Origin of the sequence: Microbacterium sp. NPDC079176, from assembly GCF_040686675.1 — a bacterium.
GTDB lineage: Bacteria > Actinomycetota > Actinomycetes > Actinomycetales > Microbacteriaceae > Microbacterium.
This window is the reverse complement of the sequence record NZ_JBFBLM010000002.1, coordinates 147,116-172,416: the sequence shown is the minus strand read 5'-3', so window position 1 is coordinate 172,416 and position 25,301 is coordinate 147,116. Positions and strand designations below refer to the sequence as shown.

Sequence of the window (25,301 nt, the reverse complement as noted above, 5' to 3'; positions counted from 1 at the left end):
AGGCGTAACACGAGCGAGAGGAGCGGCCATTATGAGCACCAAGAAATACCGCGCGCGGATCTGGAACCCGACGATCAAGAAGAAGATCGACCTGGGCTACTACGGCACCGAGGAGGAGCGCGACCTGGTCGAAGCCCAGGCCAAGCTGGACCTGTCTCAGCAACGAACCCCGAAGGCCATCGAGGACCGCACTCGGGGCGGTGAGTTGTTCGTGACTTTTGCAGAGCGGACTCTCCTCGACCGGAAGCGTCGGGTGACCCTGTCGACCTGGACCAACTACCAGGCCATGCTCCGGAAGTGGGTGGTACCCACCTTCGGACAGATGAAGCTCCGCGACATCACTCCCCGCGACGTGGACCGCTGGTTCAACGAGGTACTCCCCCAGGGCTCGCCGTCAAATGCCCAGCGGTACAGCGTTCTCTCCATGGTGATGATCCGCGCGGTGAAGATGCAGGAGATTCCGTCCAACCCCTGCATCGTGGAGGGCGTCGCCGCGACGAAGACGAAGCGACGGCCCACGTGGGCTTGGGAAGACTTCCAAGTCCTCTACGGGGCCGCAGCGACCGATCAGGAGCGAGCCCTCCTCTGGGTGCTCGCTGGCTCGGGATGCCGCATCGGTGAGGCTCTCGCACTCAACGTGGAGGACATCGACATCCTGGGCTCCACGATCACCGTCTCGCACCACATGGTTCGCACGGAGAGGGTTGACGGCACCAAGGCGCACCCGGAACAGGTGCGCTATCTGACGATCCCTCCACAGGCCCTGGAAGCCCTCCAGACGCACTTGGATAGAGCCGGGCGCGTGATGTCCCAGCCGGTCTTCGTGAACTCCCGAGGAGGGCGTCTGGGCTACGACCGGGCACGCCGGACCTTCGACAGCATCCGCTCGTCGCGAGGTCTGGATGACCTGGTGATCCACGACCTCCGTCACCTCAGCCTCACAGCCTTCGGCAAGACCGGCGCGACCCTTGCCGAGATCATGCAGCGCGGCGGGCATTCCGACATGCGCACGGCGCTCCGCTACCAGCACGCCTCTCGTGATCGGGATCGTGCGTTGGTCCAGAAGATGGCGGAGATGATCCCGTGACAACTCCATGGGATCTCAATGCGCTGCTCGTGGACGGCGAGATCGACAGCGACGCTGTCGCTGCAAGGGAGCGACTCGACATCGCCGCTCGTGATCGGGCGTTCGAATACTCCCTGCTGCACGACTTCGAGATGATGCTGGAGATCGCCAAGGCGGCGAGCAAGGCGGCGGAGAAGGAAGAGCGCCGCATAGCTGCTCGGGCTGCGAAGGCCCACGCTGCTGCTCTCGGAGACTAGGGGCGCGGTACCTGAAGCTCCGGCAGACGAGGGTCGTCCAGCTCGAAGGTGAGGTGCCCCTCCTCTGCTGCGTCGATGCAGACGACGGCGTCGATTCTGCGGATGCATGCGATGTCGAGGAAGTCGATGGCTTCGGCTCTCGTGTACGAAGTGAAGGAACCGGCTGTTGGGTGCGCCTGCAAGCCAACGATCCAATCCTCAGCGGTCCCGCATTCGTCGAGGGTCGCGAGGATGGCGGTCTCGCTCTCGCCGGTCTCTTGCTCAGCGGCGATCATGGCCGCGTCGCACGCCGGAGTGACAGTGGGGCTGGAGCTGCACGCCGTGAGCCCCATGACGGACAGAGCGATCAGCGCGAGTGCCTGTCCAACTCGTTTCATGCCCTCAGTATGTCGGTCGTGAGCGACTCGCGTTCGCGACCGCCCTGCGGCTCATCGATACCCTGGGGCCATGAAGACCATGGAGCAGGAGAGGGTCGAGCGCTTCGAGCGGACGTTCTACGACGTCGAGATCGACTCGACCTATCTGGAGCTGTACCGGCGCGAGCAGGTTGCTCCTCGGGCCTTCGCGTACATTCACGCCGGTCTTGACGCAGAGTTCAAGTGGATGAATATCAAGGCTCGAAACGGATCGAACGGTCATTTCAATGCCGACAACTCGCGAAATCTTCTCCATCTCATCGACCGACTCACCGAAGCCCGAACGGTACTCAGCAAGGCCGGGCACGAGCTAGTGATGAGCGCTGAGTATCAGCGAGTGATCGAGAACGCCCCCGCTTGGCTCTCGGACAGTGGCGGCAGCCCGATTCCCGAGGGCTTCACTCCGATTGAGGTGGAAAGCTACGCGCCCGTGCTCAGCTTGGGTGACCAGGCGATCACCCTATCCGACTCGCGGACGGTGAAACTCACCCCAATCGGGGAGGGAGCCTTTGCTGTGGTGCACCGATTCACGGACCCCAACCATGGGCTCACCCTGGCACGCAAGAAGCTGAAGCCCACCGCCGACGACCGCGAGAAGGAGAGGTTCCGGCGCGAGTTCGAGCTGATGAAAGAACTCCAGTTTCCCTACGTTCTGGAGGTCTACCAGTTTCGGGAAGCCGACTGGTCCTACACGATGGAGCACTGCGATGTGTCCCTGGAGCAGTACGTGGAGCGTCGAAACAATCAGCCTGCCTTCGGCTTCACGACTCGCAAGCGGATCGCCCTCCAGTTTCTCTACGGACTCAACTTCATCCACTCGAAGGGCCATTACCACCGTGACCTGAGCACGCGGAACGTCCTCCTGCGAACGTTCGGAGGTTCGGCGGTCCTGGTGAAGCTGTCTGACTTTGGGCTCGCCAAGCGCAAGGGGTCCGAGTTCACCGTGACGGAGACTGAGCTGAAGGGGACCAAGCTCGATCCGTCCTTGGGCTCGTTCAAAGAATTCGGTGCGGTGCACGACATCTTTGCTGCCGGATTTGTCTTGCTGTACATCTTCACGGGGCGGAAGAACGTTGGACGAGGCATCGACGAAGATGTGGAACGGATTGTGCAGAAATGCGTCGATTCGCGGACTGATCGGCGCTACCAATCCGTCATGGAGCTGATCGCGGACGTAGAAGCGCTCGGTGCACCACCCGCCCCAGGAACACCGCCGCGAACGGCCGGCCAAGATCATCCCGCGCGAGAAGTCTTCGATTTCTTGAACCGCGTTTCGGGGACCGAGACGCCCTCGTAGACGTGGTTAGCAGGGCTCTAACGCCACGAGCCCGGGGCCTACTTGGCTGCGAGGTAGCGGTACACGGTCGCGCGGCTGATCTTCAACGCGCGCGTGATCTCGGGCACCTTGTGGCCCTCGTCGTACATCCTCTGAATGAGATGCGCCTGCGTCGCGTCCACCGAGCGAGGGCGTCCACCAGTGATGCCCTGCTCGCGTTTGTGGTCGAGAGCTGCGCGCGTCCGCTCTGAATTAAAGTCGCGCTCCATCTGCGCGAACACGGCGAGCATGCCCATCATGGCCTTGCCGGTCGTCGTCGTAGTGTCGATGCCGTCGAGGGTCCGCACGTGGATGCCCCGGCTCACGAGGGCTTCAATGGTCGTGATGACGTGGCCGGAGTTGCGGCCCAACCTGTCGAGCTTCCACACCACGAGGGTGTCACCCTCCTGGAGCCCGCGTTCCTCGTCCAGCATGTTGTCCCAGGCGGGGCGGCTTGTCTTGGTGCCGCTCACGCCGTGATCGACGTAGATGTCGCGGGCCTGCACCCCGGCCTCAGAGAGCTTGGCGCGCTGATATGCCTCGTCCTGTTCGGCGGTAGAGACCCGCGCGTATCCGATCAGTCGGCCCGTGGTCGTTGTCATGCTCAAAGTCTCGCATCTCGTGTCTCCAAAGGCAAGGGTTTTGCAGAGGATTGGAGACACATTCCACGAGACGCTTTCAGGGGAAGTTTCGATACTCGGCGCGGGCTCCGAACTTGTCTCAGCTCGCGTTCGTTTCTGAGACAGTCGCGCACCCCAGTTCAAGGATCGGTACGAGCATGACTAGTCGGTCCCGTACGACGCGGAGTTGACTGCTCGGTCTCGTCGCTTCGTCGCGCGCACGGTATCAATCGAGATCTTGAAGTGAGCGGCCAGTTTTCGTTGTGACCATCCGGCCCGCGCTAGGTCAACCAGCTCATCCTCCTGCTCAGCGGTGAGGCGTCGGCGTCCTCGCGTGGTTTCGACGCCCTGTCGCCGGAGGATTGCGTGCATCGTGCGAGGGCCGATGTCGAAGACCGCGGACACGGCGGCGATACCGAAGCCTGCTCGTCGCAGAGTCGCGACCATCGCCTCCTGCTCAGCGGAGAGCTTACGGGGCTTGCCTCGACCTCGTGCGGCAGTCATCCGGCGATCCCGAAGAGGTCGAGGGCGTGACTGCGCTGCTCCGTGCTCATGGGCGCGTCGTGCACCTCGCCGTCGCGCTCGATCAGCCGGTACACCCGGCCCTCTGAGGAGCGCACGACGGTGTACCCGTCCATGACCCTCACGTCGGCATCGAGCGGAATCGACCACGTGAGCGCACCGCCTACGGAGACGACACGGCCCACTCCACGGATGCTGGGCTCGTTGTAGGCGCTCATCGTCCCAGGAAGACCTCTCTGAGCTGGGTGAGCTGATTCGGAGCGAGCCCGATCATCTCGCGGACGCCCTGGGGGCGCACCACGAGCACCTGAACTCGTCCTGCCTCTCGGCTGCTGTCGAGGTAAGCGAGTACGGCAACCTGCCGGGACGTGCGGACGATCACATCGGCGGGGATACGGATGTCCTCATCACCGATTCGAATCCACGGCCCCGTAGTGCTGCGGAATCGTGGTTTGACGAGCTTGACGCCGTGCAGCGACATAGCCTGCGCGAACCCGCTCAGCGTCTCCTGCATGGTCTTGGCGTCTTGCGGGCGCTGCGGAGCCGTAACCGGCGCGGAGGGCCGCTCAGGCGGTTGTGAGGCGGGCTGCTGATGCTGCGGTCGAGGATTCTGTCCAGAGCTGCGGAAGGCTCCGATGGTGCGCGCGTGCTTGGTTCTCACGGTCTCCTCCTGGTGACGTTGGTGGTGTTGGTCCGGCTCCCGCATGCGGTTGTCCCAAGGCCCCTCGGTGTGATCGAGCGGAAGCCGGAGTCTGAGAGGTAGTCCCGTGCGCGTTGCACTCACCACAGGAAACGCGCACGGGGGTCTATGGGGTCATGACGGCGGGAGGTTGTCGCCGCGAAGGAGCTTCGTGAAATCTCGAAGCGAGGTGACGACGTAGCTCTCTTCGATTGGTCGGTCACCGCGCCAGAGGACGAACGCGCCGACGCCGACGCCGCGAATCGCGGCGGTTCGCTGCACGCTCTCCAAGTTCTCAGCCAGCCGGTGAGGGCGCAGGCGACTCGTCACGTCGAGGGCCACGCCATCGATGCTGAGATCCGGCGCGAGGGCGACGTCGTCAGTCAGAGAGTCCGACAGGCTCGTCGGCGTGCGCTTCGTGATCGCGGGGATGCCCTGAGAGTCCAAGTAGGACTCTGCGAGATCCACGACGGCGCGGTGGATGCTCCGCGACTTGTTGCCGTACGCCTCGCCGGTCATCGCTTGGCCCCGGCTTCCTTGGCCTCGACATGCTGTGAGAAGCGGATGCCGCCTTCGTCCAACGCCTTCTGCTGCGCGGCTGCTGCGGCAACGGACGGATCTTCGCTGATCCAGTAGTTGGCCGTCGATGCGATGGGTCCGAATCGTGCGTTCACTTCTGCGAGGGCTGCGGCCCGCGCTTCGGCGGTCGGCATGGCCCATGCCTCGGCCTTCGCGGCATCTCGTGCTCGGGTCCATTCGACGTCGCCCACGGTGTTCCACGTGCGGGCGTCGGCGGGAGCCGGTCCGATTCTGAATCTGACCTCACCCCATCGCTGCACCTGCGCGTCGTCGTCATCGATGATCGCCATCCAGCTCTGGCCGAAGTTGTCGTACGAGGCCGCGATCATGTTCTGCGTCACGATGATGTTCTCGCCCGCGGTGGTGATGTGCGCCGTGCTCATGAAGCCATTGCCCAAACTGATGGTGACGCCGGTCACCAGACAGTGAAAGGTGTCAGCGGGTCGCACGGGAAGCTCTGCGCTCGCCGCCTGTGTGCGCTGGGCTACCTCGGCGCGAAGCCGGTCCAGTCGCTGCCGCGGCGTCTCGGTCTGATTGGTGCTCATGAAGCGACCTCTCTCGTTTCTCGAATCGAACTGTTGGCCAGCTCTCGGATGCGGTCGGCCCAGTCGCGTCTGTTGCGACCCTCCATCACGGCGACGATGACGTCAGCGACCTCGGGGCGCTCGCGCACGGTCGTCGCGAGGATGCTCAGCGCGTCTGTGGCGTCCTGGATCGACTCAGCGACATCAGCGCCCAGGTTGTCCAGCGGGGCGAGGATGCCGATCACGCGCGCCTCGGCCTGCCCAGCGAGAAGGGCCGTCTTGTGGTCTCCTGCAAGATCGGCTGTTGCCCGGGTGTCTCGTGCGTGATCGGCAACGTCGAGCAGACGGCCTGCAAGGGTGAGCCCTGGAGCGCCGTCCACCTCGGCCAGTGCTGCACGAGCTGCTGCGGTGAGGTGATCGCGCACATGGCGACGTACGGACTCGGGAGCGAGGCCGTGGTGACCCGCAACGCCTCGAATCGAGGAGGTACCTGCCGTCAGGTCGAACTCGATCTGTGCACGGTCAGGATGGGAGCACAGCACACAGCGACGCCCAGGTCGGGCTGTGGTGATCGCTGTCGTATCCATGTCAACAGGGATATCGGCACATCGGACATCGAAGTGTGTTCGGTGTCCGGTGCTCTGCTGGGACAGCGTGCGTTCGCGCAAACGCCGGTCAGGTCACCAAGGGCTTCGGGATGTGCGGGAGACCTTGTTACCTACCCTTCGCGGAGCGCTCGCCGCATCCGGTCGATGCTGCTCATCGAGACGTCGAGGGCGATGGCCTGTTGCGCCACGGTCATGCCGTCCAGTGCAGCGAGTGCATCGAGGTCCGCATCGGTCCACGAAGGCCTTCGTTTCGAGATCTTGCCGCCGACGCTGCCGAGTCGCTGCATCTCGTGGATGTAGTCCGGGCTCCAGGTGTCTAGCGCGTAACGCGCAGAAGATCGGGCCACGCTCTCGATGGCGGTCAATCCAGATCGGGACTCATCCAGGTAGGTCCGGCGCAGACGCTGCGGCTCTCGCTGCTCGCCATAGTCGTGGTGATACACGAGGTGCCAGCACTGCTGGTGGAGGTAGCGCTCCAGCGCGAGCACCAATAGATCGTGATCGGGAAGTACCGCTTTGTCCCGGCCACGGTCGTTCAGCACGCGACGACACAGACGACGGAGGTGGAGGCGGACGACGTCGAACAGGTCGGACTGACCGCGACGACGGGAAGGTCTGCGCATCGCCTTCCGGGGACCACGAGGATCACGAGCTGCGACGAGATCAGCGACGAGCGCGTCGATCTCCTCATCCCCATATGCCCTGGACGGGCGTAGGTTATCTGACGCGATATACGCGCTAACCGCGGTCCGCTTATCTGACGTGTTTGCACTAACGCTTGCCTGCATCTCCGCAAGGGTTAGCTTGCGAGGAGCGGAGGGGGTGCGACGAGTATCGTCGGCGGGTACGCTGGACATCGAGATCAACAATCTTCTGCCGCCTCGTGTCTGCCAGGACCGGGGCGGCTTTCTCATGCTCGCCCCTGGACGGGTTCAGGGTGAGAGTACCCCCTCTAACGCGAGCTGTCTATATATTGAAAATACGCGCTAACCTGGGATTATTTGGTGCGCGTCACGCGCTAGGTAGGCACAGCTTTGTGCACTGGCGTACGCGCTAACGGCGGGTCGCCCGCGCTTGCCGATGCCTGCGAGTAACGTGCGGGCTACACAGAGAGGTGGCCCCCATGGACTTCCAGATGAACCCCGACTTCCCGCGACAGATGCAGGAGCAACTCAACAAGCTGAAGGCGGTGCTGGACGGCATCTCCACCGAGTACGCCGGTCAGGACGTGGAGGTCATCAAGGAGGCACTCAGCACCCGCTGGAGCGCGGTGGGAAACGGTGCCAACGTGACTGATCCAGATCTCTCGAACGTCGCCACGCGGGTGAGCTTGGGCAAGCGAGTGTGGATGGAAGATAACGGGAAGATCATGTCCGACGACTAGCCGTGCCTGTGCCGATAGCGTCGTGACATGGTCGAAGCTGAAGAGACGCATGATGAGTGGATACCGCTCCCGGATGCAGTCGCCGTACTCCTCGGTCGGCTGACCTTTTACGCCGCATGGTTGGACGACAAGCTCGGTGACGCCGTTGTGATGGGCAACCCGGAAGCAACCCACCTTGCCGAATCCACTCCCGATTGGGCGGCAAGTGGCGCACGTCTTGTGGCAGCCGTGCGCGGTATCACGGCCTTTGCGCCTGTTGGCGATCAGCTCGCTGACCGTCTCGCGGGCCTGAATCAATATCGGAACCTCCTGGTCCACGGCGTGTGGCTCTGGCGACGGGGGGCCGTCATGGTGGTGAAGCGCTCCCTCAACTCAGGTGGGGAGCGGATGGTCGAGTACGACACGCTCTCCTACGAAGAGATCGAGGAGCTGGTGGGCGACTACCAGAAGCTCGGGAAGTATGCGGACCGGTTCGTCGCCGCCCTTAGGAAGTACGTTGAGCGGCCGTATGAGGATCGCTACCGGTGCCCGAATGACGGCACATCACTGGAGGGCTCGCTCGTGGACGACATCATGGTCCAGCTCTGTCCAACCTGCGGATATACCGCCGAGGCGACAGCCGCCCTCTAGCTGACGAAGCCAGCCGCACCAGTGGGCCACGAGGTGGGCCACGATCTGCGGCCCACCCTTGCTAGTGTTGGCCCCGCAGAGAGCTCTAATTTCAGAAATGGCATCGACTTCTGGGCATAGCCGTATTTATCGCACCAAGTGCCCCGGTTCGCGGCATCCTCGCGACTCCGGGTCGTTTTCTCCGGCGCGCTCACGCCCGATACATAGCGATCGCTGAGAGAATCCACACATGAGCGAGCAGCGCACCCGCCCCGTCGTCTATGCCGTGTGGTTGATCATCGCGAGCGTCATCGGCTGGTTCGCCGCCTTCCAGCTGACGGTCGAGAAGTTCGTGCTTCTGGAGAACCCGACCGATGCGCTCGCCTGCGATGTGAGCCCCTTCATCCAGTGCAGCAAGAACCTCGGGTCCTGGCAGGGTGAGATCTTCGGCTTCCCCAACCCGCTGCTCGGACTGACCGGGTGGATGGCCCCGTTGGTGATCGGCGTCGCGATCCTCGCCGGGGCGAGGTTCCCGCGGTGGTTCTGGGCGGCCTTCGGCGCGGGGATCACCTTCGCCTTCGGACTCGTCTGCTGGCTCATCGGCCAGAGCCTTTACGCCGCGAACCTCGGGGTTCTGTGCCCGTGGTGCATGGTGACGTGGGCAGTGACCATCCCGACCTTCTTCGCGACGATGCTGCATCTGACCCGCAACGGCACCTTCACACGCAACGAGAAGACCCGGGAACGCGCCGACAAGCTGATGGTCTGGGTTCCGCTGGCCACCATCCTGGCCTACGCGGTCATCATCATGATGGCGCAGCTGCAGGGCCTGGACTTCCTCGGCGAGATGGCGCGCATCATCTTCTGACCCCGCCTGGACATGACGAAGCCCGCCGCACGATCTCGTGCGGCGGGCTTCGTCGTGTGCGGATCGGTCAGTCGAACCAGATGCCGAGCTCGCGTGCGGCCGACTCGGGGCTGTCCGAGCCGTGCACGAGGTTCTGCTGCACTTTGAGACCCCAGTCGCGGCCGAAGTCGCCACGGATCGTGCCGGGCGCGGCGGTGGTGGGGTCGGTCGTGCCGGCGAGCGAGCGGAAGCCCTCGATCACACGGTTGCCGGCGAGGCGGATGGCGACCGACGGACCCGAGAGCATGAACTCCAGGAGCGGCTCGTAGAAGGGCTTGCCCTCATGCTCCGCGTAGTGCTCGGCGAGCAGGTCGCGGTCGGGCTCGACCAGGCGGATGTCGACGAGGGCGTAGCCCTTCGCTTCGATGCGCGCCAGGATCGTGCCGGTGAGGCCGCGGGCGACACCATCGGGCTTGACGAGGACGAGGGTTTCTTCGGTGGCCATGTCATTCACTCTCTGTCTGAGTCTCAGTCGTGGGCCCGTCGGGACGTCGTGCGTCCAATCGGGCCCCCATGATCGTCGCATACCCCCACATGCCGCCGAAAACCACGACGACGAGCAGGATCGCGGGGACCAGGATAGCCGCCAGAGCGATGACGACCTGCAGGACCCAGCCCGCCGTGATCGCCCACGGCTTCGTGATCATGCCGGCGAGGGCGAGGCAGGCGAGCCCGACGACGGCACCGCCGACGATCCCCCACCATTGCGGGATGCCCGCGGGCAGCGTCTTCAGACCGAAGACCGTGAGCCCCGCGAGGAAGACGACGATGGACTCGAAACCGAGCACGATCGGCGCCAGCTTCTGCACCAGAGTGCGTGGGGGACGCGGCGGACGGGCCGGGCGGGATGCAGCGGTCACGCGCGCCATCCCGACTTCCAGTCCTCTTCCTCGGCGAGAGCGATCGCCTCGCCGGCGAGCACGACCGAGCCGGCGATCACGACGGCCCGGCGATCCGATGACGCCGCCCACTCGCGGGCGGCGTCCGCTGCCTCGGCGAGCGTCGGGTGCACCGTCGCGCGCTGTCCCGTCGACTCGACGAGATCGGCGATGAGATCCGCGTCGCTCGCACGGTCGGACTCGGGCGCCGTGGCGAACACATGGGCCGCCGCGGGCGCGAGCTTCGAGACGATACCGGCGGCATCCTTGTCCGCGAGCACGCCGAGCACCACACCCCACTCGTCGAAGTCGAAGCTGTCATCCATCGCCTGCACGAGCGCCGCTGCGCCGTGCGGGTTGTGCGCAGCATCCACGATCACCGTGGGAGCGACGCCCAACAGCTGAAGTCGCCCCGGCGAGGTCGAGCCCTGCAGGCCCTCCGAGATGATGTCGGCGGCGATCGGCTGCTGCGCCCCGCCGATGAGCGACTCCACGGCTGCGACCGCAAGGGCCGCGTTGTGTCCCTGGTGCGCTCCGTACTGGGGCAGGTACTCCTCGACATACGCTCCGGCGAGACCGCGGATGGTCAGCAGCTGTCCGCCGACGGCGAGCTTCTGCTCGGCGAGTCCGAACTCCTCCCCTTCGAAGGCGATCGTGGCGTTCCTCTCGGCAGCGACACGGCGCAGCACCTCGGCGGCCTCCGCGGGCTGCTGGGCCGACACGACGGCAGCGCCCTCCTTGATGATTCCCGCCTTCACGGTCGCGATCTCGGCGATCGTGCCGCCGAGACGATCGGCATGGTCGATGTCGATGGGCGCGAACACCGCCACATCACCGTCGGCCGTGTTGGTCGAGTCCCACTCGCCGCCCATTCCCACTTCGAGGACGAGCACGTCGACCGGGGCATCCGCCACCGCCACGAAGCCGAGCACGGTGAGCAGCTCGAAGAACGTGAGCGGCTCCTCACCCGCTGCCTCGAGCTCGGCGTCGACGATCTCGACGAACGGTTCGATCTCGTTCCAGGCGTCGACGACGGCGGCATCCTCGATCGGCTCTCCATCGATCACGATGCGCTCGGTGAAGCGCTCGAGGTGCGGACTGGTGAAGAGGCCCGTGCGCAGCCCGTGCGCGCGCAGCAGGGTCTCGATCATGCGAGCCGTCGAGGTCTTGCCGTTCGTACCCGTGATGTGGACGACGCGATACGTGCGCTGCGGATCGTCGAGATACGCGAGGATGCGCGCCGTGCGCTCCTTGCGCGGCTGCACCCAGCGCTCCCCCGCACGACTCAGCAGCTTGTCGTAGACCGCATCGGCCTTGTCGCGTGCGCTCATGCGGCGGGCTCCTTCGTCGTGACGTCGATCGTGACGATGATCGGGCGCTTGTCGGCGCCCAGGGCGGTCGCACCACTGCGGAAGACGCCGTCACCGGGGCTGGTGACCTCCTGCACGAGGGTGTCCATGTCGTCGGTCGCCTGCACCGCGAACGCGACGGCCAGGGTCTCCCCCGCGATCAGGTCCGCATGCGCCTGCAGCGCCTCGGCATCGGCCGGGCCCACGTTCAGTGCCAGAACGATGCGGTCGCTCACATCGAGGTCCGCATTCTTGCGGGCCTCCTGCACGACGCGGATGGCGTCTCTCGCCAGTCCCTCGGCTTCGAGCTCAGGAGTCGTCGTCGTGTCGAGCAGCACGAATCCGCCGCTCGGCACGATCGCGAGCGCCTCCCCCTCGGGCCGGCCGGTGGTCTCGAGCACGAGGTCGTACTCGCTCGGCTCGAGCACGATGCCACCCGCGGTCACGACGCCGTCGACCTCCGACCAGTCGCCGGACTTCGCGGCCTTGATCACCGTCTGCACGTTCTTGCCCAGGCGCGGACCCGCCGCACGGGCGTTCACGCTCAGCCGGTGGCTGATCCCGTATCCGCCGGCGGTCGTGTCCGACTGCTGGACGAGCTCGACCGACTTGACGTTGAGTTCCTCGCGCAGGATGTCCTCGAACTGGCCGAGCGTGGCCGCCAGAGGTGACACCACCGTGAGGCGTGCGAGTGGCAGCCGCACACGGAGCTTCTCCTTCTTGCGCAGGGCGTTGCCGACGCTCGACAGCTCGCGAACCGCATCCATCGCGTCGCGGATCTCGTCCGCCGCGGGGAACGCTGTGTCATCCGGCCAGTCCTGCAGGTGCACGCTGCGTCCGCCCGTGAGCCCCTGCCACACGCGCTCGCTGATGAGCGGCACGAGAGGCGCGGCGACCCGGGTCAGCGTCTCGAGCACCGTGTAGAGCGTGTCGAAGGCGTCTGTGCTCGACCCCTCCCAGAACCGGTCGCGCGAGCGACGGATGTACCAGTTGGTGAGCACCTCGGCGAAGTCGCGCAGACGCGCGGACGCGGTCGTGGAGTCGAGACCCTCGAGGTCCGCTCGCACCTCGCGCACCAGGTCGCCGAGACGAGCGAGGATGTAGCGGTCGAGGACGTCGGTCGAATCAGTGCGCCAGGTCGCCTCGTATCCGCCGGGCTTCGCCGCGTTGGCGTACGTCGCGAAGAAGTACCACGAGTTCCACAGCGGGAGCAGGAACTCGCGCACGCCCGAGCGGATGCCCTCTTCGGTCACTGCGAGGTTGCCGCCGCGCAGCACCGAGCTCGACATGAGGAACCAGCGCATCGCGTCGGAGCCGTCGCGGTCGAGCACCTCGGAGACGTCCGGATAGTTGCGCAGCGACTTCGACATCTTGTAGCCGTCGTTGCCCAGGACGATGCCGTGGCAGCTGACGCCCGTGAACGCCGGTCGATCGAACAGCGCCGTCGAGAGCACGTGCATGACGTAGAACCAGCCACGCGTCTGCCCGATGTACTCGACGATGAAGTCGGCGGGCGCATGCGTGTCGAACCACTCCTGGTTCTCGAACGGATAGTGCACCTGCGCGTACGGCATCGAGCCGGAGTCGAACCACACGTCGAAGACGTCCTCGATGCGGCGCATGGTGCTCCGGCCGGTCGGGTCATCGGGGTTCGGACGGGTGAGGTCGTCGATGTACGGGCGGTGCAGATCGATCTCGCCCTCGGGGTTGCGCGGGAGCGTGCCGAAGTCGCGCTCCATCTCCTCGAGCGAGCCGTAGGCGTCGACGCGCGGGTACTCGGGGTCGTCGCTCTTCCAGATCGGGATCGGCGAGCCCCAGTAGCGGTTGCGGCTGATCGACCAGTCGCGCGCGCCTTCGAGCCACTTGCCGAACTGGCCGTGCTTCACGTTCTCGGGCACCCAGGTGATCTGCTCGTTGTTCGCGAGCAGGTCGTCCTTGATGTCGGTGACGCGGATGAACCAGCTGGACACGGCCTTGTAGATCAGGGGATTCCGGCACCGCCAGCAGTGCGGGTACGAGTGCACGTAGCTCTGCTCGCGCAGGAGGCGCCCCTCGGTACGCAGCAGGCGGATGAGCGGCGTGTTCGCGTCCATCCACAGCTGCCCGGCGACGTCGGTGACGTTCGGCAGGAATCGTCCGCCATCGTCGAGCGACAGGATCGTCGGGATGCCGGCAGCACCGGCCACCCGCTGGTCGTCCTCACCGTAGGCAGGAGCCTGGTGGACGATGCCGGTGCCGTCGCTGACCGTGACGTAGTCGTCGACGAGGATGCGCCAGGCGTTCTCCGTGCCGTAGGTCTCGGCGTCGGCGTAGTAGTCGAAGAGCCGGTCGTAGGTGACGCCCTCGAGCTCGGCTCCGCGCACCGTCGCGTCGACCGCGGCGAGCGCCTCGTCGAGGCTCTCGTATCCGAGCTCCTTGACGTAGCCGCCGAGCAGCTCACGCGCCAGAAGGTAGCGGTGGGCCGAGGCCTCGACGGCGGCATCCGTCGTTCCCGCGACCTGGTGCACGTCGGCGGCTCCTCCGGGACCGGCGGGCAGCACGACGTACTCGATGTCGGGGCCGACGGCGAGCGCGAGGTTGGTGGGGAGGGTCCAGGGGGTGGTCGTCCAGGCGAGTGCCCGCACGGCGGTGAGACCGAGGGCCTCAGCCTTCGCACCGGTCAGCGGGAACGTGACGGTGACCGACGGGTCCTGACGGTTCTGGTACACGTCGTCGTCCATGCGCAGCTCGTGCGCCGACAGCGGGGTCTCGTCGCGCCAGCAGTACGGCAGCACGCGGTATCCCTCGTAGGCGAGTCCCTTGTCGAACAGGGTCTTGAACGCCCAGAGCACGCTCTCCATGTAACCGAGGTCGAGCGTCTTGTATCCGCGCTCGAAGTCGACCCAGCGAGCCTGACGCGTGACGTAGTCCTGCCACTCATGGGTGTACTTGAGCACCGAGTCCTTCGCCTTCGCGTTGAAGACGTCGATGCCCATCTCCTCGATCTGGCTCTTCTCGGTGATGCCGAGCTGCTTCATGGCCTCGAGCTCGGCGGGCAGACCGTGGGTGTCCCAGCCGAAGACACGATCGACCTTCTTGCCGATCATGGTCTGGAATCGCGGGAAGACGTCCTTGGCGTAGCCCGTGAGCAGGTGCCCGTAGTGCGGCAGGCCGTTGGCGAACGGCGGGCCGTCGTAGAAGACCCACTCGTCTTCGCCCTCGCGCTGCTCGATCGAGGCGCGGAAGGTCTGATCGGTCTCCCAGAAGTCGAGCACCTCGCGCTCGATCTGAGGGAACCGAGGGCTCGGGGCGACGGAGGCAGCCTGGTCGGCGGCGGGGCCGAAGGAGGAACGCGGGTAGGTCATGTCGTCTCGCAGGAGTCGTGGCGGATGCTGCTGCGAGGACGATCCGTCCGGCTTGTCGTTCCGGGGACCGCGGTACCACCTCGCGTGCCGCGCCTCACGGCGGAGCCACTCTCACTGCGGCTGTGACGGGCCTGCCCCGCTCGGTTCTACTGAGTCCGCCCTCGCGAGCCGACCGTTCTTCCGAGAGCTCCCCGGTGATGTCCGGATCACAGCTCTTGTCTCCCATTGTACGCGCGGTGCGGCGCGTACGCCTCCTGCCTCCTGAGCGCGGCCGAAGTCCGTGCGCGCTTCCGACGTCGGTTCTGTCTTCGGAGCCCGCGCCCCCGTCGGCCGAATGCACCTCCGTCGGCCAGTCTCCGGGAATTCGGCCGAGGCACGACGATCTGTCCGACGGTGCGAAGCGTCTGAACGGCGGGTCACTCACCCCGCGCGGTGCAGTCCCTGCGCGACCGCGCGCATGATCAGGTCCTGCACGATGTGCCAGTCGAACATGACGTGCGTGTACGACACGCGCATCACGTGATACCCCATCAGCCGCAGTTCGGCATCGTGCCGGATGTCTTCGGATCGCTGTGGACCGACGTGGTGGGCCCCGTCGATCTGTACGACGAATCGGTCGCCGATCAGAGCGTCGACGCGGTGGCCCGCGATCCAGATCTGCACGCGGATCGGCTCTCTCAACCACCGCAGTCGCGCACGAAGGTAGGTCTCCAGCCCCGCGTCGGCGAAAGGAGTGGCCCGTTCGAGAATCAGCCGCGCCGCCGGCTTCCACGAGTATCCGCGCAGAGCTTCCATCGTGACGAGCGACTTGTTGAGCGCTGACTCCCAGGTCGCGAGCGCCCGCTCGAAAGGCTCGCACTCAGCGATGTACGCCAGCACATTCTCGATCGGATCGACGAGCACATCCGGATGACGCGGCACGATCGGACTGCCCCAGTGCACCTGCGCGTCGACACGTCGCTTCCCCGCGGCGTTCGGCCCGACGGCGACGTGTGGCTTGGCCGAATCGTCGTGCAGCCAGAGACCGAGCCGAGCGGCTTGAGTACGGCAGGTCAGCACGACGCCTCGGCGCGCCGCGCTGATCAGCATCCCGTCGGCGGAAGGCACCGCGAGCCATCCTCGTCGCGGCCGGATCAGCACACCGCCTTCGACCGCCGACGCGACCAGGCTCCGAGCGAATCCGCGCTCTTGGATGACGGTGACACGCACGACGCCGCCGAGCTCCGTCATCGTCGCAAGCAAGTCCTCTGACGTTCTCCGCACCCAGCCAGTGTGGGACGTATCGCGTGCGCGTCGCCCCGCGTTCCAGGCTTGTGCGCACAACGGCGTCTCGTGGCGTTCTGTGCAGGAGCGGTCGAGGCGTCCGCAGACGTCGCTCGCTCGCCACTCTCGTGCTCCCACTCTCGCTCGGCCGAATCCACCTCCCTCGGTCCGATTCCGCGCAATAGGCCGAGTGAAGCGCATCCGGCCGAGGAAGGAGCAGCCGAACCGAGGAAGGAGCAGCCGAACCGAGGAAGGCGTGGCCGAACCGAGGAAGGAGCAGCCGAACCGAGGAGTGTCTCACCCACCCCCTACCCTCGAAGCATGGTCCGCTCCCCCGAATCCCCTGCGGCTCCCCGCGTTTCGCCTCCCGACCTTCCCCTCGAGTTCGAGTCGGCGACGGCTCGGCGCAGCGCCGATCTGCTCGCGGCACAGCTCGATCTCGAGGTCGCAGCCGATCTCGCCCACGCCTCACTCGAGCAGTGCACGATCACGGCCGACGCCGACAGTGTCGATCTGACCGGAGCCACCCTCATCGACGTCGACATGACGGGTATCCGCATCGCCTCGCTCAAGATGCGGGATGCCGGCATCCGTCGCGTGCGCATCAGCGGCGGACGCATCGGCACGCTCGATCTGAGCAGCGCCCGAATCGACGAGCTGGAGCTCCGCGACGTGCGGATCGACTATCTGAATCTGGGGGCGTCGAAGGCCACGGACGTCGAGATCACCGCGTGCAGCATCCGGACGATCGACATGCCCCAGGCCGAGCTCGCCCGCGTGCGCTTCACCGACACGCGCTGCGACGAGGTGGACTCCCGCGGCATGCGCGCCGCGCACGTCGACCTGCGCGGGCTCGACGCCTCGGCGTTCCTCGATGCGAACAGCCTCCGCGGCACGACCCTGAGCAGCTTCCAGGTGCAGCAGCTCGCACCGGTACTCGCGGCGGGGATCGGCATCCAGGTCAGGGACTGACGGGCCGGTTCGCTTCGAGCAGCTCCTGAGTGAACGGATGCTGCGGCGATTCGAACACGTCCGTGACTGCACCCTGTTCGACGATGACGCCGTCCTGCATCACCAGCACGTCGTCGGCGACCGCCCCGACGACATCGAGATCGTGCGACACGAAGATCATGGTCAGCCGACGCTCGCGCTGCAGCCTGAGCAGCAGCTGGATCACGCGCTCACGCACCGACGGATCCAGAGCCGACACCGGCTCGTCCAGCACGAGCACCTCGGGCTCGGCAGCCAGTGCCCGAGCGATGGCGGCACGCTGTCGCTGCCCACCCGACAGCGCGGACGGCCGCCGGGTCGCCAAAACGGGGTCGAGGTCGACCTCGGCGAGAAGCTCGGACACCCGCGCGGCCCGCAGCGCCCGAGGCACGCCGCCCGCGGCGAGCGCCTCCCTCAGCGACCGCCCGATGCTCCATCGAGGATCGAATGCGCCGAGCGGATTCTGGTGCACGAGCTGCACGCGGTGCTCGCCGATCCAGCGCAGGCCGCCGTCGTCCGGCTGCTCGACGCCGACGATCATCCGGGCGAGCGTCGTCTTGCCCGACCCCGATTCCCCGACGATGCCGAGTGTGCGTCCCTGATGCACGGCGAACGACGCGTCTTTCACGGCGGCGATCTCCTCGTATGTCCTGGTGACGCCTGTGGCGACGAGCACGGGTGTCACGTCGTCGGTAGAGGTCACACGCGGCTCGTGCATCGTCGCGGCGATCAGCTGTCGGGTGTACGCGTGCTGCGGCTTCTCGAGAACCTCGCCGACGGGCCCGGACTCGACGACCACGCCGTTGCGCATCACCAGCACGCGATCGGCGATGCGACGGACGGCCGCGAAGTCGTGGCTGATGAACACGATCGCGGTGCCGGCGTCGGCGATGTCGCGGAGGAGTCCGAGGATCCTCGCCTGCACCGTCGCATCGAGAGCCGTGGTCGGCTCGTCCGCGACGAGGATCGCGGGTTCGGCCGCGATGGCCGAGGCGATCAGTGCCCGCTGCCTGAGTCCGCCGGAGAGCTCGTGCGGGTACTGCCGCGCTCGGCGGGCGGCGTCCGGCATCCAGACGCGGTGCAGCAGCTCCTGCACTCTTTCGCGCAGCGCCGCTCGTCCGGACCGGAGGCCGTGGAGACGCAGGGGTTCGGCGATCTCCGATCCCACCCGTTGCAGCGGATCGAGCGAGACGAGGGCATCCTGCGAGACGAGCGCGATGCCCGCGCCGCGCAGAGACCGCCAACGCCGCTCGCCGAACCGCGCGATATCCGTCCCGTCGATGAGGAACCGTTCGAACCGCACCCGTGCGTCTGCGGGCGTCAGTCCGAGAAGTGCCCGCGCGGTGAGCGACTTGCCCGCGCCCGACTCACCGACGATGGCGACGCACTCCCCTCGCGCCACCGACAGCGACACCCGGTCGACGACGGGCGTCCCGCCGAAGTCGATGCGCAACCCCTGCAGCTCGAGCGCTTCCGTCACGACGTCCGCCCCTCTGCTCTGGCACGCAGCACGCGGCCGACGATCGTCGCCGCGATCACGGTGACGGTGATCGCGATGCCGGGAAACACGGCGATCCACCAGGCCTGTCCGAGCACGTTGCGTCCTCCGGCGAGCATGAGGCCCCACTCGGGAGTGGGCTCTGACGGGCCGAGACCGAGGAAGCTGAGTCCGGCGGCCGCGAGGATGCTCGAGCCGATGCCGATCGTCGCGAGCACGCTCAGCGACCCGAGCACACCCGGCACGACATGCCGGACGAACGCGGGCGCCGGGGGGACGCCGAGGATCCGGGCGGCCTCGACGTGCTCGGCGCTGCGAAGGGTGCGGGTCTGCACCCTCGCCAGCCGGATGTAGACGGGGACGGCGGCGAGCGTCACGGCGATCGCGATGTTGACCGGTCCGGGCCCGAGCACCGCCACGACCACGAGCGCGACCAGGAACTCGGGGAAGGCCATGAGCACATCGTTCACCCGCATGAGTGCCGCGTCGACTCCCCGCGGGGCGAGGCCGGCGAGCGCACCGATGAGCAGCCCCACGGCGAGCGCGATGCCCGTGGCGAGCAGGCCGATGCCGATCGAGCGCCCGGCCCCGTAGAGCACGCGCGAGTAGACGTCACGCCCGCTCTGATCGGTGCCGAACAGATGCTCGGCGCTGGGCGGCAGAAGCGATGCGCGCACGTCGGTCTGAAGAGGGTCGTGCGTGGCGAGGACAGCGGGGAAGGCCGCAGCGAATGCGAGCACCAGCAGCACGGCCACGGCGCACCAGAGCAGCACGGTCTGCGCGCGCTTCATCGCCTTCCTCCCCGCCCGGTGCGCAGCCGAGGATCGATGAGCGGATGCAGCAGCTCGATCACGAGGTTCACGATCACGAAGACGATGGCACTGAGCAGGATGATCCCGGTGATCACCGGCAGATCGCGGTTCGTGATGGCCGCGAGGGTGACCCGGCCGAGGCCCGCCCTGGCGAACACGGTCTCTACGAGCACCGCTCCTCCGAGCACCGATCCGGTCAGGTAGGCCGCCAGGGTCACGGCATTCGCGGCACCGTGTCTCAGCCCGTGACGCAGCGTGAACCAGGACGGGCTCGCACCCCGCGCCCGCACGGTCTCGGCGAACGGCATCCGCTCGGCCTGCACGAGTCCATCCCGCAGCACCTGGCTGAGCAGCGCCGCCACGGGAAGCGCGAGCGTGATGGCCGGCAGCACGATCGTCGCCGGATTGCGGGCACCCGAGACAGGGAGCCACCCCAGTCCGAATGCGAAGACGCTGAGCAGGATCAGTCCGATCCAGAACACGGGCGACGACAGGATGACGAGCTCGATGCCCGCGGCGACGGCTCGTCCTGCCTGGCCTCGCACCAGCAGGGCGACGGCGAGCGCGAGCAGCACGGCGATCACGAGAGCCAGCGCCGAGAGCTGCAGCGTCGATCCGAGCTGACGGCCGATGACCTCGGTCACCGGCATCCGCAGCTGATACGACTCGCCCAGGTCTCCCCGGGCGAGCTGACCGATGAAGGTCAGATACTGCTCGAGCGGGGGTCGATCGAGGCCGAGCTCCGCACGGATGCCGTCCTTGACCGCCTCGCTCACCTGAGCCTGCGGCCCGAGCATCACCGAGACCGGATCGCCCGGGATGACGCGGAACGCCAGGAAGACGAGTGTCGCCGCACCCCAGAGCACGATCACGACGGATGCCGCGAGACCGGCGATCCGGATGAGCGCTGCCTTCACCGTTGGCGCCCTCTCGACGATCTCTGAGCACCCTCCGGCACGCGGCGCTCGCTCACGAACGATACCGCAGCGATATGCCCAAGGGGGCTCGACGACTCAGCGGTCAGCCGACGCTCACGTCGTAGAACAGCGGACGTCCGTACAGGTCGTAGTCGAGACCGCTGACCCGCTCGCCGACGGCGGTGATCGCCGAGGGGCTGTAGAGCGGGACGATGGCCGTGTACTCCGCATTCCACTCCTGCAGCTGCGTGTAGATGCTGTTGCGCTCGTCCTGGTCGCTGGAGGCGACGGCCTGGTCGAGCAGAGCGTCGATCTCCGGATCGGTGACCTGGGAGGCATTCTGGAACCCCTCGGTGTGCAGGTGCGCACGGAGGAAGTCGGGGTCGACGCCGGAGAATCCCCAGTCCGTCAGGTCGAAGGTCTTGGGACCGTACTGCTCGTTGTAGGCGCCTGGCTCCAGCACCTCGCGCACGACCTCGAACCCGATCCCCTTGAGATCCGACTGGATGGCGTTCGCCAGAGCGGCCCGGTCGTCCGGCACCGGGGTCCATGCGATCCACCGCGCCGACAGGCGCTTGCCGTCCTTCATGCGGATGCCGTCGCTGTCGCGCTCCGTCCAGCCGGCCTCGTCGAGGAGAGCGTTCGCCGCTGCTGCATCGAAAGGCCAGCTGTCCTCGAGGGAGGCGTCGTACCCGGGAGTCGTCGAGCCGAGCACGCTCCATGCTCGTGGGAACTGCCCGAAGAAGATCTCCTCGACGGCGGCGTCGACGTCGATGCCCCGAGCGAATGCCTGGCGCACCTTCTCGTCGGCGAAGACACCGTACTTCTCGTTGAGGTACAGCGAGTACGGCAGGCCGGGGTACTCGACCGAGTCCACGGTGATGCCGTCGCCGAGATCTCCCGCGAGGTTCGGGGGGATGTTGCTCGCGAGGTCCGCCTCGCCGCTCTGCACGACGCCGGTGCGCACGGAGGCCTCCGGCTGGATCTCGACGCGCAGCGTCTCGACCTCCGCCGCATCCTCGCCGTGCGGTCCCCAGGCGTAGTCATCGTTCCGGGTGTACACCAGCTCCTGATCGGGCGTGTACTCGGTGAGCACGAACGGACCGGTGCCGACCGTGACATCGGGCCCTCCGGCCTTCAGCTGGTCGGCGGACTCCGCCAGCACGGCCGGTGAGTAGAACCCGAGCTGCGGCGTGCTGGCGGCCTGCAGGAACGGCGCGTACGGCTGGGTGAAGCTGACCGTGACGGTGTGCTCGTCGACGACCTCCGTACCCGCGTAGAAGTCTGCTCCGAGCATCGACGCCGCCTGCGCCGACTCCGTCTCGGGGTCGACGATGCGGTCGAAGTTCGCCTTGACCGCCTCGGCGTCGAAGACCTCGCCGTCGGTGAACGTCACGTCGTCACGGAGGACGAAGGTGTACTCCGTGCTGTCGTCGGAGACGGTCCACTCCTTCGCCAGCCAGGGGCTGAACGAGCCGTCGTCCTCCTGGAAGACCAGCGAGTCGAGCACTGCCCGCTGCACCATGCCGGAGACGTCGAGCTGGCTCACCTGCGGATCCATGTGCCCGGCAGAGAGGTTCGCGCCCTCGATCGACCAGACGAGCTCTCCGCCGTCGGACTCGGAGGACGGCGCGGCGCAGGAGCTGAGCAGGAGGGCGCTCACGGCGACGGTGGCACCGAGCGGGATCGCGCGGCGCAGGAAGGTGATGGGCATGCTGTTCCTCGGGAGGGAAGGCGAAGGGACGCGAACGCGTCGTTTGTTGGACTGGATCCAATTCTAGAGCGTCCTCTTCACCCCCGGCGCTGCGCGGCAGGACCGGAACTCTGCACTGCCGCGGGCGATTAGACTGTGGGACACAATCCACACTCAGGCACGCTCACACAGTGCCGCATACATCGCTCGAGGAGAACCTTCATGTCCGCTATTCCCGACAAGCCCGCACTCGAAGGTCTCGAAGCGAAGTGGGGTGAGACCTGGTCCGAGCGGGGCACGTACCTGTTCGACCGCATCCGCGCCGCGGAGTCCGGCCGCGAGGGCGTCTACTCGATCGACACTCCCCCGCCGACCGCATCCGGAAGCCTGCACATCGGGCACGTCTTCTCGTACACGCACACCGATGTCAAGGCGCGCTTCGAGCGCATGCGCGGCAAGAACGTGTTCTACCCGATGGGGTGGGACGACAACGGACTGCCCACCGAGCGCCGCGTGCAGAACTACTACGGCGTGCGGTGCGACCCGACGCTCCCCTACCAGAGCGACTTCATCCCGCCGTTCGAAGGCGGCGACAACAAGTCCAGCCGCGCTGCCGACCAGGTGCCCATCAGCCGCCGCAACTTCATCGAGCTCTGCGAACGTCTGACGATCGAGGACGAGAAGCAGTTCGAGGCGCTGTTCCGCCAGCTCGGCCTCTCGGTCGACTGGACGCAGACCTACCGCACCATCTCCGACGACACGATCCGTCAGAGCCAGCTCGCATTCCTGCGCAACCTCGAGCGCGGCGAGGCCTATCAGTCGCTCGCTCCGACGCTGTGGGACATCGACTTCCGCTCGGCGATCGCCCAGGCCGAACTCGAGGATCGCGACCAGCAGGCCGCGTACCACACCATCGACTTCCCGTTCGCCGACGGATCCGGCTCGATCACGATCGAGACCACCCGCCCCGAGCTGCTTCCCGCGTGCATCGCGATCGTGACCCACCCCGAGGGCCCGCACAAGCACCTGATCGGCACGAAGGTGCGCACGCCCTTCTTCGGCGCCGAGATCGAGATCCACGGCCACCACCTCGCACAGCCCGACAAGGGCACCGGCGCCGCGATGGTCTGCACCTTCGGCGATGTGACCGACATCATCTGGTGGCGCGAGCTGCGCACGGCGGCGGGCGACCACCTCCCGAACATGACCACGATCGGCCTCGACGGACGTTTCCTCCCGACGGCGCCGTCGATCGTCGCCGACGCCGACGCGATCGACTGGTACACCGCCGAGCTCGCGGGCAAGACGGTGTTCTCCGCGCGCAAGGCCATCGTCGAGAAGCTGCAGGAGACCGGAGACATGACGGCCGTCGGCAAGCCGTTCAACCACGCCGTGAAGTTCTTCGAGAAGGGTGACCGCCCTCTCGAGATCGTCTCGACCCGCCAGTGGTACATCCGCAACGGCGCACGCGACGCGAACCTGCGCGACGAGCTGCTCGAGCGCGGCACGCAGCTGGGGTGGCACCCGGACTTCATGCGGGTTCGCTACGAGAACTGGGTCGGAGGTCTGACCGGAGACTGGCTCGTGTCGCGTCAGCGCTTCTTCGGCGTGCCGATCCCGCTCTGGTACGGCCTCGACGAGAACGGCGAGCGCGACTACGACCGCGTGATCGCTCCCGATCACGCCAGTCTCCCCATCGACCCGACGACCGACGTGCCGGAGGGATACACCGAGGATCAGCGCGGCGTGGCCGGTGGTTTCGAGGCCGAGGCCGACATCCTCGACACCTGGGCCACCTCGTCGCTCACTCCGCAGCTCGCCGGTGGATGGCAGCGCGACGAGGAGCTGTGGCAGCTCACGGCACCGTTCGACCTGCGCCCGCAGGGACAGGACATCATCCGCACCTGGCTCTTCTCGACCATGTTGCGCTCGACCCTCGAAGACGGGCGCTCGCCGTGGCGCAACGCCGCGATCTCGGGCTTCATCGTCGACCCCGACCGCAAGAAGATGTCGAAGTCGAAGGGCAACGTCGTCACGCCGGCGGACATCCTCGAGACCCACGGATCGGATGCGGTGCGCTACTGGGCCGCCTCCAGCCGCCTGGGAATGGATGCCGCCTTCGACCCGCAGAACCCGACGCAGGTCAAGATCGGCCGCCGTCTGTCGATCAAGGTGCTCAACGCGGCGAAGTTCGTGCTGTCGTTCCCGGTGCCCGAAGGCGCCCAGGTGACGCACGCCCTCGACGCCTCGATGCTGACAGGCCTCGACGCCGTGATCGCCGAGGCGACCAAGGCGTTCGAGAACTACGACCAGGCCAAGGCGCTGGAGGTCACCGAGGCGTTCTTCTGGACGTTCTGCGACGACTACCTCGAGCTCGTCAAGGAGCGCGCCTACAACCAGAACGACGTGGGCCAGGCCTCCGCGGCACTCGCACTGCGCCTGGCGCTGTCCACGCTGCTGCGCCTTCTCGCGCCGATCCTCTCGTTCGCGACCGAAGAGGTGTGGTCGTGGTTCGAAGAAGGCTCGGTCCACACCGCCGCGTGGCCGGAACCTCTCGGCATCGACGGTGACACGGCGGTGCTGTCGGCCGCGAGTGAGGCACTGATCGGCATCCGCCGCGCCAAGACCGAGGCGAAGGCATCGCAGAAGACTCCGGTATCTCGTGCCGCGATCGCGGCGCCCGCCGCCAAGCTCGACGCACTCCGCGCCGCAGCCGAAGATCTCAAGGCCGTCGGCCGCATCGCCGACCTCGAGTTCACCGAGGCCGACGAGTTCGCGGTCACCGCGATCGAGCTCGCTCCGGTCGAGGGGGCATGATGCAGCTGGGTACGCGGTGGGCCACCGGCTCGGAGCCGCCGGCATCCGTTCCCGCCGCGCTCCGGCCGGCGATCGCCGAGGTCGAATCCCGCGGCCTCACCGGACACTGGACGCTCACATGGCTCGAGGGCCGTGCGATCGCCGAGCTCGATGCGGGCTGGGAGGTCGTGCAGACCGGGGCCGGCGACGTGATCGCCCGCCCGTTCGAGGACTGACGAACTCTGATCAGAAAGCCCCCTGTCCGGAACTCCAGA

The 25,301-nt window shown here is 66.7% G+C and carries 26 protein-coding genes; 9 read left to right on the top strand and 17 right to left on the bottom strand.

Annotated features, from left to right (window positions below):
* Nucleotides 1-31 precede the first annotated feature (31 nt).
* Together AB0P11_RS04850 and AB0P11_RS04845 are read left to right on the top strand one after the other, a co-directional pair.
* Complete coding sequence (locus tag AB0P11_RS04850; RefSeq protein ID WP_363520210.1) at nucleotides 32-1,087, top strand: site-specific integrase; 1,056 nt, start codon at nucleotides 32-34, stop codon at nucleotides 1,085-1,087.
* The gene (locus tag AB0P11_RS04845) at nucleotides 1,084-1,323 is read left to right on the top strand and encodes a hypothetical protein (protein WP_363520207.1); all 240 of its coding nucleotides are present in this window, start codon (nucleotides 1,084-1,086) and stop codon (nucleotides 1,321-1,323) included. The genes AB0P11_RS04850 and AB0P11_RS04845 overlap by 4 nt, the downstream gene beginning before the upstream one ends.
* Here AB0P11_RS04845 and AB0P11_RS04840 read toward each other — a convergent pair.
* Complete coding sequence (locus tag AB0P11_RS04840; RefSeq protein ID WP_363520204.1) at nucleotides 1,320-1,700, bottom strand: hypothetical protein; 381 nt, start codon at nucleotides 1,698-1,700, stop codon at nucleotides 1,320-1,322. The genes AB0P11_RS04845 and AB0P11_RS04840 overlap by 4 nt on opposite strands.
* Before the next feature lie 70 nt (nucleotides 1,701-1,770).
* Between AB0P11_RS04840 and AB0P11_RS04835 the strand changes: the two genes are divergently transcribed.
* Nucleotides 1,771-3,036, top strand: coding sequence for a protein kinase family protein (locus AB0P11_RS04835; RefSeq protein WP_363520201.1), 1,266 nt, complete (start codon nucleotides 1,771-1,773; stop codon nucleotides 3,034-3,036).
* Nucleotides 3,037-3,074: 38 nt separating this feature from the next.
* On the opposite strand, the gene AB0P11_RS04830 is transcribed toward AB0P11_RS04835, so the two are convergent.
* From AB0P11_RS04830 to AB0P11_RS04800, 7 genes are all read right to left on the bottom strand, one after another.
* Entirely contained in the window at nucleotides 3,075-3,656 is a 582-nt protein-coding gene (locus tag AB0P11_RS04830) for a recombinase family protein (RefSeq protein ID WP_363520198.1), read from the bottom strand.
* A 518-nt stretch (nucleotides 3,657-4,174) separates the two neighbouring features.
* Nucleotides 4,175-4,414: a hypothetical protein gene (locus AB0P11_RS04825; RefSeq protein WP_363520195.1), complete on the bottom strand. Its 240-nt coding sequence runs from the start codon at nucleotides 4,412-4,414 to the stop codon at nucleotides 4,175-4,177.
* Entirely contained in the window at nucleotides 4,411-4,857 is a 447-nt protein-coding gene (locus AB0P11_RS04820; protein ID WP_363520192.1) for a hypothetical protein, read from the bottom strand. The genes AB0P11_RS04825 and AB0P11_RS04820 overlap by 4 nt, the downstream gene beginning before the upstream one ends.
* A gap of 153 nt (nucleotides 4,858-5,010) precedes the next feature.
* On the bottom strand, nucleotides 5,011-5,394 hold the full coding sequence (locus AB0P11_RS04815; protein ID WP_363520189.1) for a hypothetical protein: 384 nt from the start codon (nucleotides 5,392-5,394) through the stop codon (nucleotides 5,011-5,013).
* Nucleotides 5,391-5,999 carry a hypothetical protein gene (locus AB0P11_RS04810; RefSeq protein WP_363520186.1) on the bottom strand — a complete coding sequence of 203 codons (609 nt, stop codon included), beginning with the start codon at nucleotides 5,997-5,999 and terminating at the stop codon, nucleotides 5,391-5,393. Before AB0P11_RS04810 ends, AB0P11_RS04815 begins: the two co-directional genes overlap by 4 nt.
* A complete protein-coding gene (locus AB0P11_RS04805) occupies nucleotides 5,996-6,403 on the bottom strand; it encodes a hypothetical protein (protein WP_363520183.1) in 408 nt (135 codons plus the stop codon). Before AB0P11_RS04805 ends, AB0P11_RS04810 begins: the two co-directional genes overlap by 4 nt.
* Before the next feature lie 293 nt (nucleotides 6,404-6,696).
* On the bottom strand, nucleotides 6,697-7,128 hold the full coding sequence (locus AB0P11_RS04800) for a hypothetical protein (RefSeq protein ID WP_363520180.1): 432 nt from the start codon (nucleotides 7,126-7,128) through the stop codon (nucleotides 6,697-6,699).
* Nucleotides 7,129-7,709: 581 nt separating this feature from the next.
* Here AB0P11_RS04800 and AB0P11_RS04795 point away from each other — a divergent pair.
* From AB0P11_RS04795 to AB0P11_RS04785, 3 genes are all read left to right on the top strand, one after another.
* Nucleotides 7,710-7,970 (top strand): hypothetical protein, encoded by a 261-nt coding sequence (locus AB0P11_RS04795; RefSeq protein ID WP_363520177.1) that lies wholly within the window; start codon nucleotides 7,710-7,712, stop codon nucleotides 7,968-7,970.
* A gap of 27 nt (nucleotides 7,971-7,997) precedes the next feature.
* A complete protein-coding gene (locus AB0P11_RS04790) occupies nucleotides 7,998-8,600 on the top strand; it encodes a hypothetical protein (protein ID WP_363520174.1) in 603 nt (200 codons plus the stop codon).
* Between the two features lie 229 nt (nucleotides 8,601-8,829).
* Complete coding sequence (locus AB0P11_RS04785) at nucleotides 8,830-9,447, top strand: vitamin K epoxide reductase family protein (protein WP_053096588.1); 618 nt, start codon at nucleotides 8,830-8,832, stop codon at nucleotides 9,445-9,447.
* Nucleotides 9,448-9,514: 67 nt separating this feature from the next.
* Here the strand turns inward: AB0P11_RS04785 and ndk are convergent, their stop codons facing one another.
* The 5 genes from ndk to AB0P11_RS04760 all read right to left on the bottom strand — a co-directional run bounded on the left by ndk (nucleotide 9,515) and on the right by AB0P11_RS04760 (nucleotide 16,287).
* Complete coding sequence (gene ndk, locus AB0P11_RS04780; protein WP_029261664.1) at nucleotides 9,515-9,931, bottom strand: nucleoside-diphosphate kinase; 417 nt, start codon at nucleotides 9,929-9,931, stop codon at nucleotides 9,515-9,517.
* Between the two features lies 1 nt (nucleotide 9,932).
* Nucleotides 9,933-10,355, bottom strand: coding sequence for a DUF4233 domain-containing protein (locus AB0P11_RS04775; RefSeq protein ID WP_053096593.1), 423 nt, complete (start codon nucleotides 10,353-10,355; stop codon nucleotides 9,933-9,935).
* Nucleotides 10,343-11,695: a folylpolyglutamate synthase/dihydrofolate synthase family protein gene (locus tag AB0P11_RS04770; RefSeq protein ID WP_363520169.1), complete on the bottom strand. Its 1,353-nt coding sequence runs from the start codon at nucleotides 11,693-11,695 to the stop codon at nucleotides 10,343-10,345. The genes AB0P11_RS04775 and AB0P11_RS04770 overlap by 13 nt, the downstream gene beginning before the upstream one ends.
* Nucleotides 11,692-15,057: an isoleucine--tRNA ligase gene (ileS, locus tag AB0P11_RS04765; RefSeq protein ID WP_363520166.1), complete on the bottom strand. Its 3,366-nt coding sequence runs from the start codon at nucleotides 15,055-15,057 to the stop codon at nucleotides 11,692-11,694. Before ileS ends, AB0P11_RS04770 begins: the two co-directional genes overlap by 4 nt.
* Before the next feature lie 420 nt (nucleotides 15,058-15,477).
* Nucleotides 15,478-16,287 carry a DUF559 domain-containing protein gene (locus AB0P11_RS04760; RefSeq protein ID WP_363520163.1) on the bottom strand — a complete coding sequence of 270 codons (810 nt, stop codon included), beginning with the start codon at nucleotides 16,285-16,287 and terminating at the stop codon, nucleotides 15,478-15,480.
* Nucleotides 16,288-16,641: 354 nt separating this feature from the next.
* Here AB0P11_RS04760 and AB0P11_RS04755 point away from each other — a divergent pair, with 354 nt between their 5' ends.
* The gene (locus AB0P11_RS04755; RefSeq protein ID WP_363520160.1) at nucleotides 16,642-17,292 is read left to right on the top strand and encodes a pentapeptide repeat-containing protein; all 651 of its coding nucleotides are present in this window, start codon (nucleotides 16,642-16,644) and stop codon (nucleotides 17,290-17,292) included.
* Here AB0P11_RS04755 and AB0P11_RS04750 read toward each other — a convergent pair.
* The 4 genes from AB0P11_RS04750 to AB0P11_RS04735 form a co-directional block, all read right to left on the bottom strand.
* Complete coding sequence (locus AB0P11_RS04750) at nucleotides 17,282-18,790, bottom strand: ABC transporter ATP-binding protein (protein WP_363520157.1); 1,509 nt, start codon at nucleotides 18,788-18,790, stop codon at nucleotides 17,282-17,284. The genes AB0P11_RS04755 and AB0P11_RS04750 overlap by 11 nt on opposite strands.
* Nucleotides 18,787-19,599: an ABC transporter permease gene (locus tag AB0P11_RS04745; protein WP_363520154.1), complete on the bottom strand. Its 813-nt coding sequence runs from the start codon at nucleotides 19,597-19,599 to the stop codon at nucleotides 18,787-18,789. Before AB0P11_RS04745 ends, AB0P11_RS04750 begins: the two co-directional genes overlap by 4 nt.
* A complete protein-coding gene (locus tag AB0P11_RS04740) occupies nucleotides 19,596-20,537 on the bottom strand; it encodes an ABC transporter permease (protein WP_363520151.1) in 942 nt (313 codons plus the stop codon). The genes AB0P11_RS04745 and AB0P11_RS04740 overlap by 4 nt, the downstream gene beginning before the upstream one ends.
* 103 nt (nucleotides 20,538-20,640) lie before the next feature.
* A complete protein-coding gene (locus AB0P11_RS04735) occupies nucleotides 20,641-22,251 on the bottom strand; it encodes an ABC transporter substrate-binding protein (protein ID WP_285363325.1) in 1,611 nt (536 codons plus the stop codon).
* 201 nt (nucleotides 22,252-22,452) lie between these two features.
* Between AB0P11_RS04735 and valS the strand changes: the two genes are divergently transcribed.
* Nucleotides 22,453-25,047 carry a valine--tRNA ligase gene (gene valS / locus AB0P11_RS04730; RefSeq protein ID WP_363520148.1) on the top strand — a complete coding sequence of 865 codons (2,595 nt, stop codon included), beginning with the start codon at nucleotides 22,453-22,455 and terminating at the stop codon, nucleotides 25,045-25,047.
* Nucleotides 25,047-25,262 (top strand): hypothetical protein, encoded by a 216-nt coding sequence (locus AB0P11_RS04725; RefSeq protein ID WP_056279118.1) that lies wholly within the window; start codon nucleotides 25,047-25,049, stop codon nucleotides 25,260-25,262. Before valS ends, AB0P11_RS04725 begins: the two co-directional genes overlap by 1 nt.
* Nucleotides 25,263-25,301: the final 39 nt, after the last annotated feature.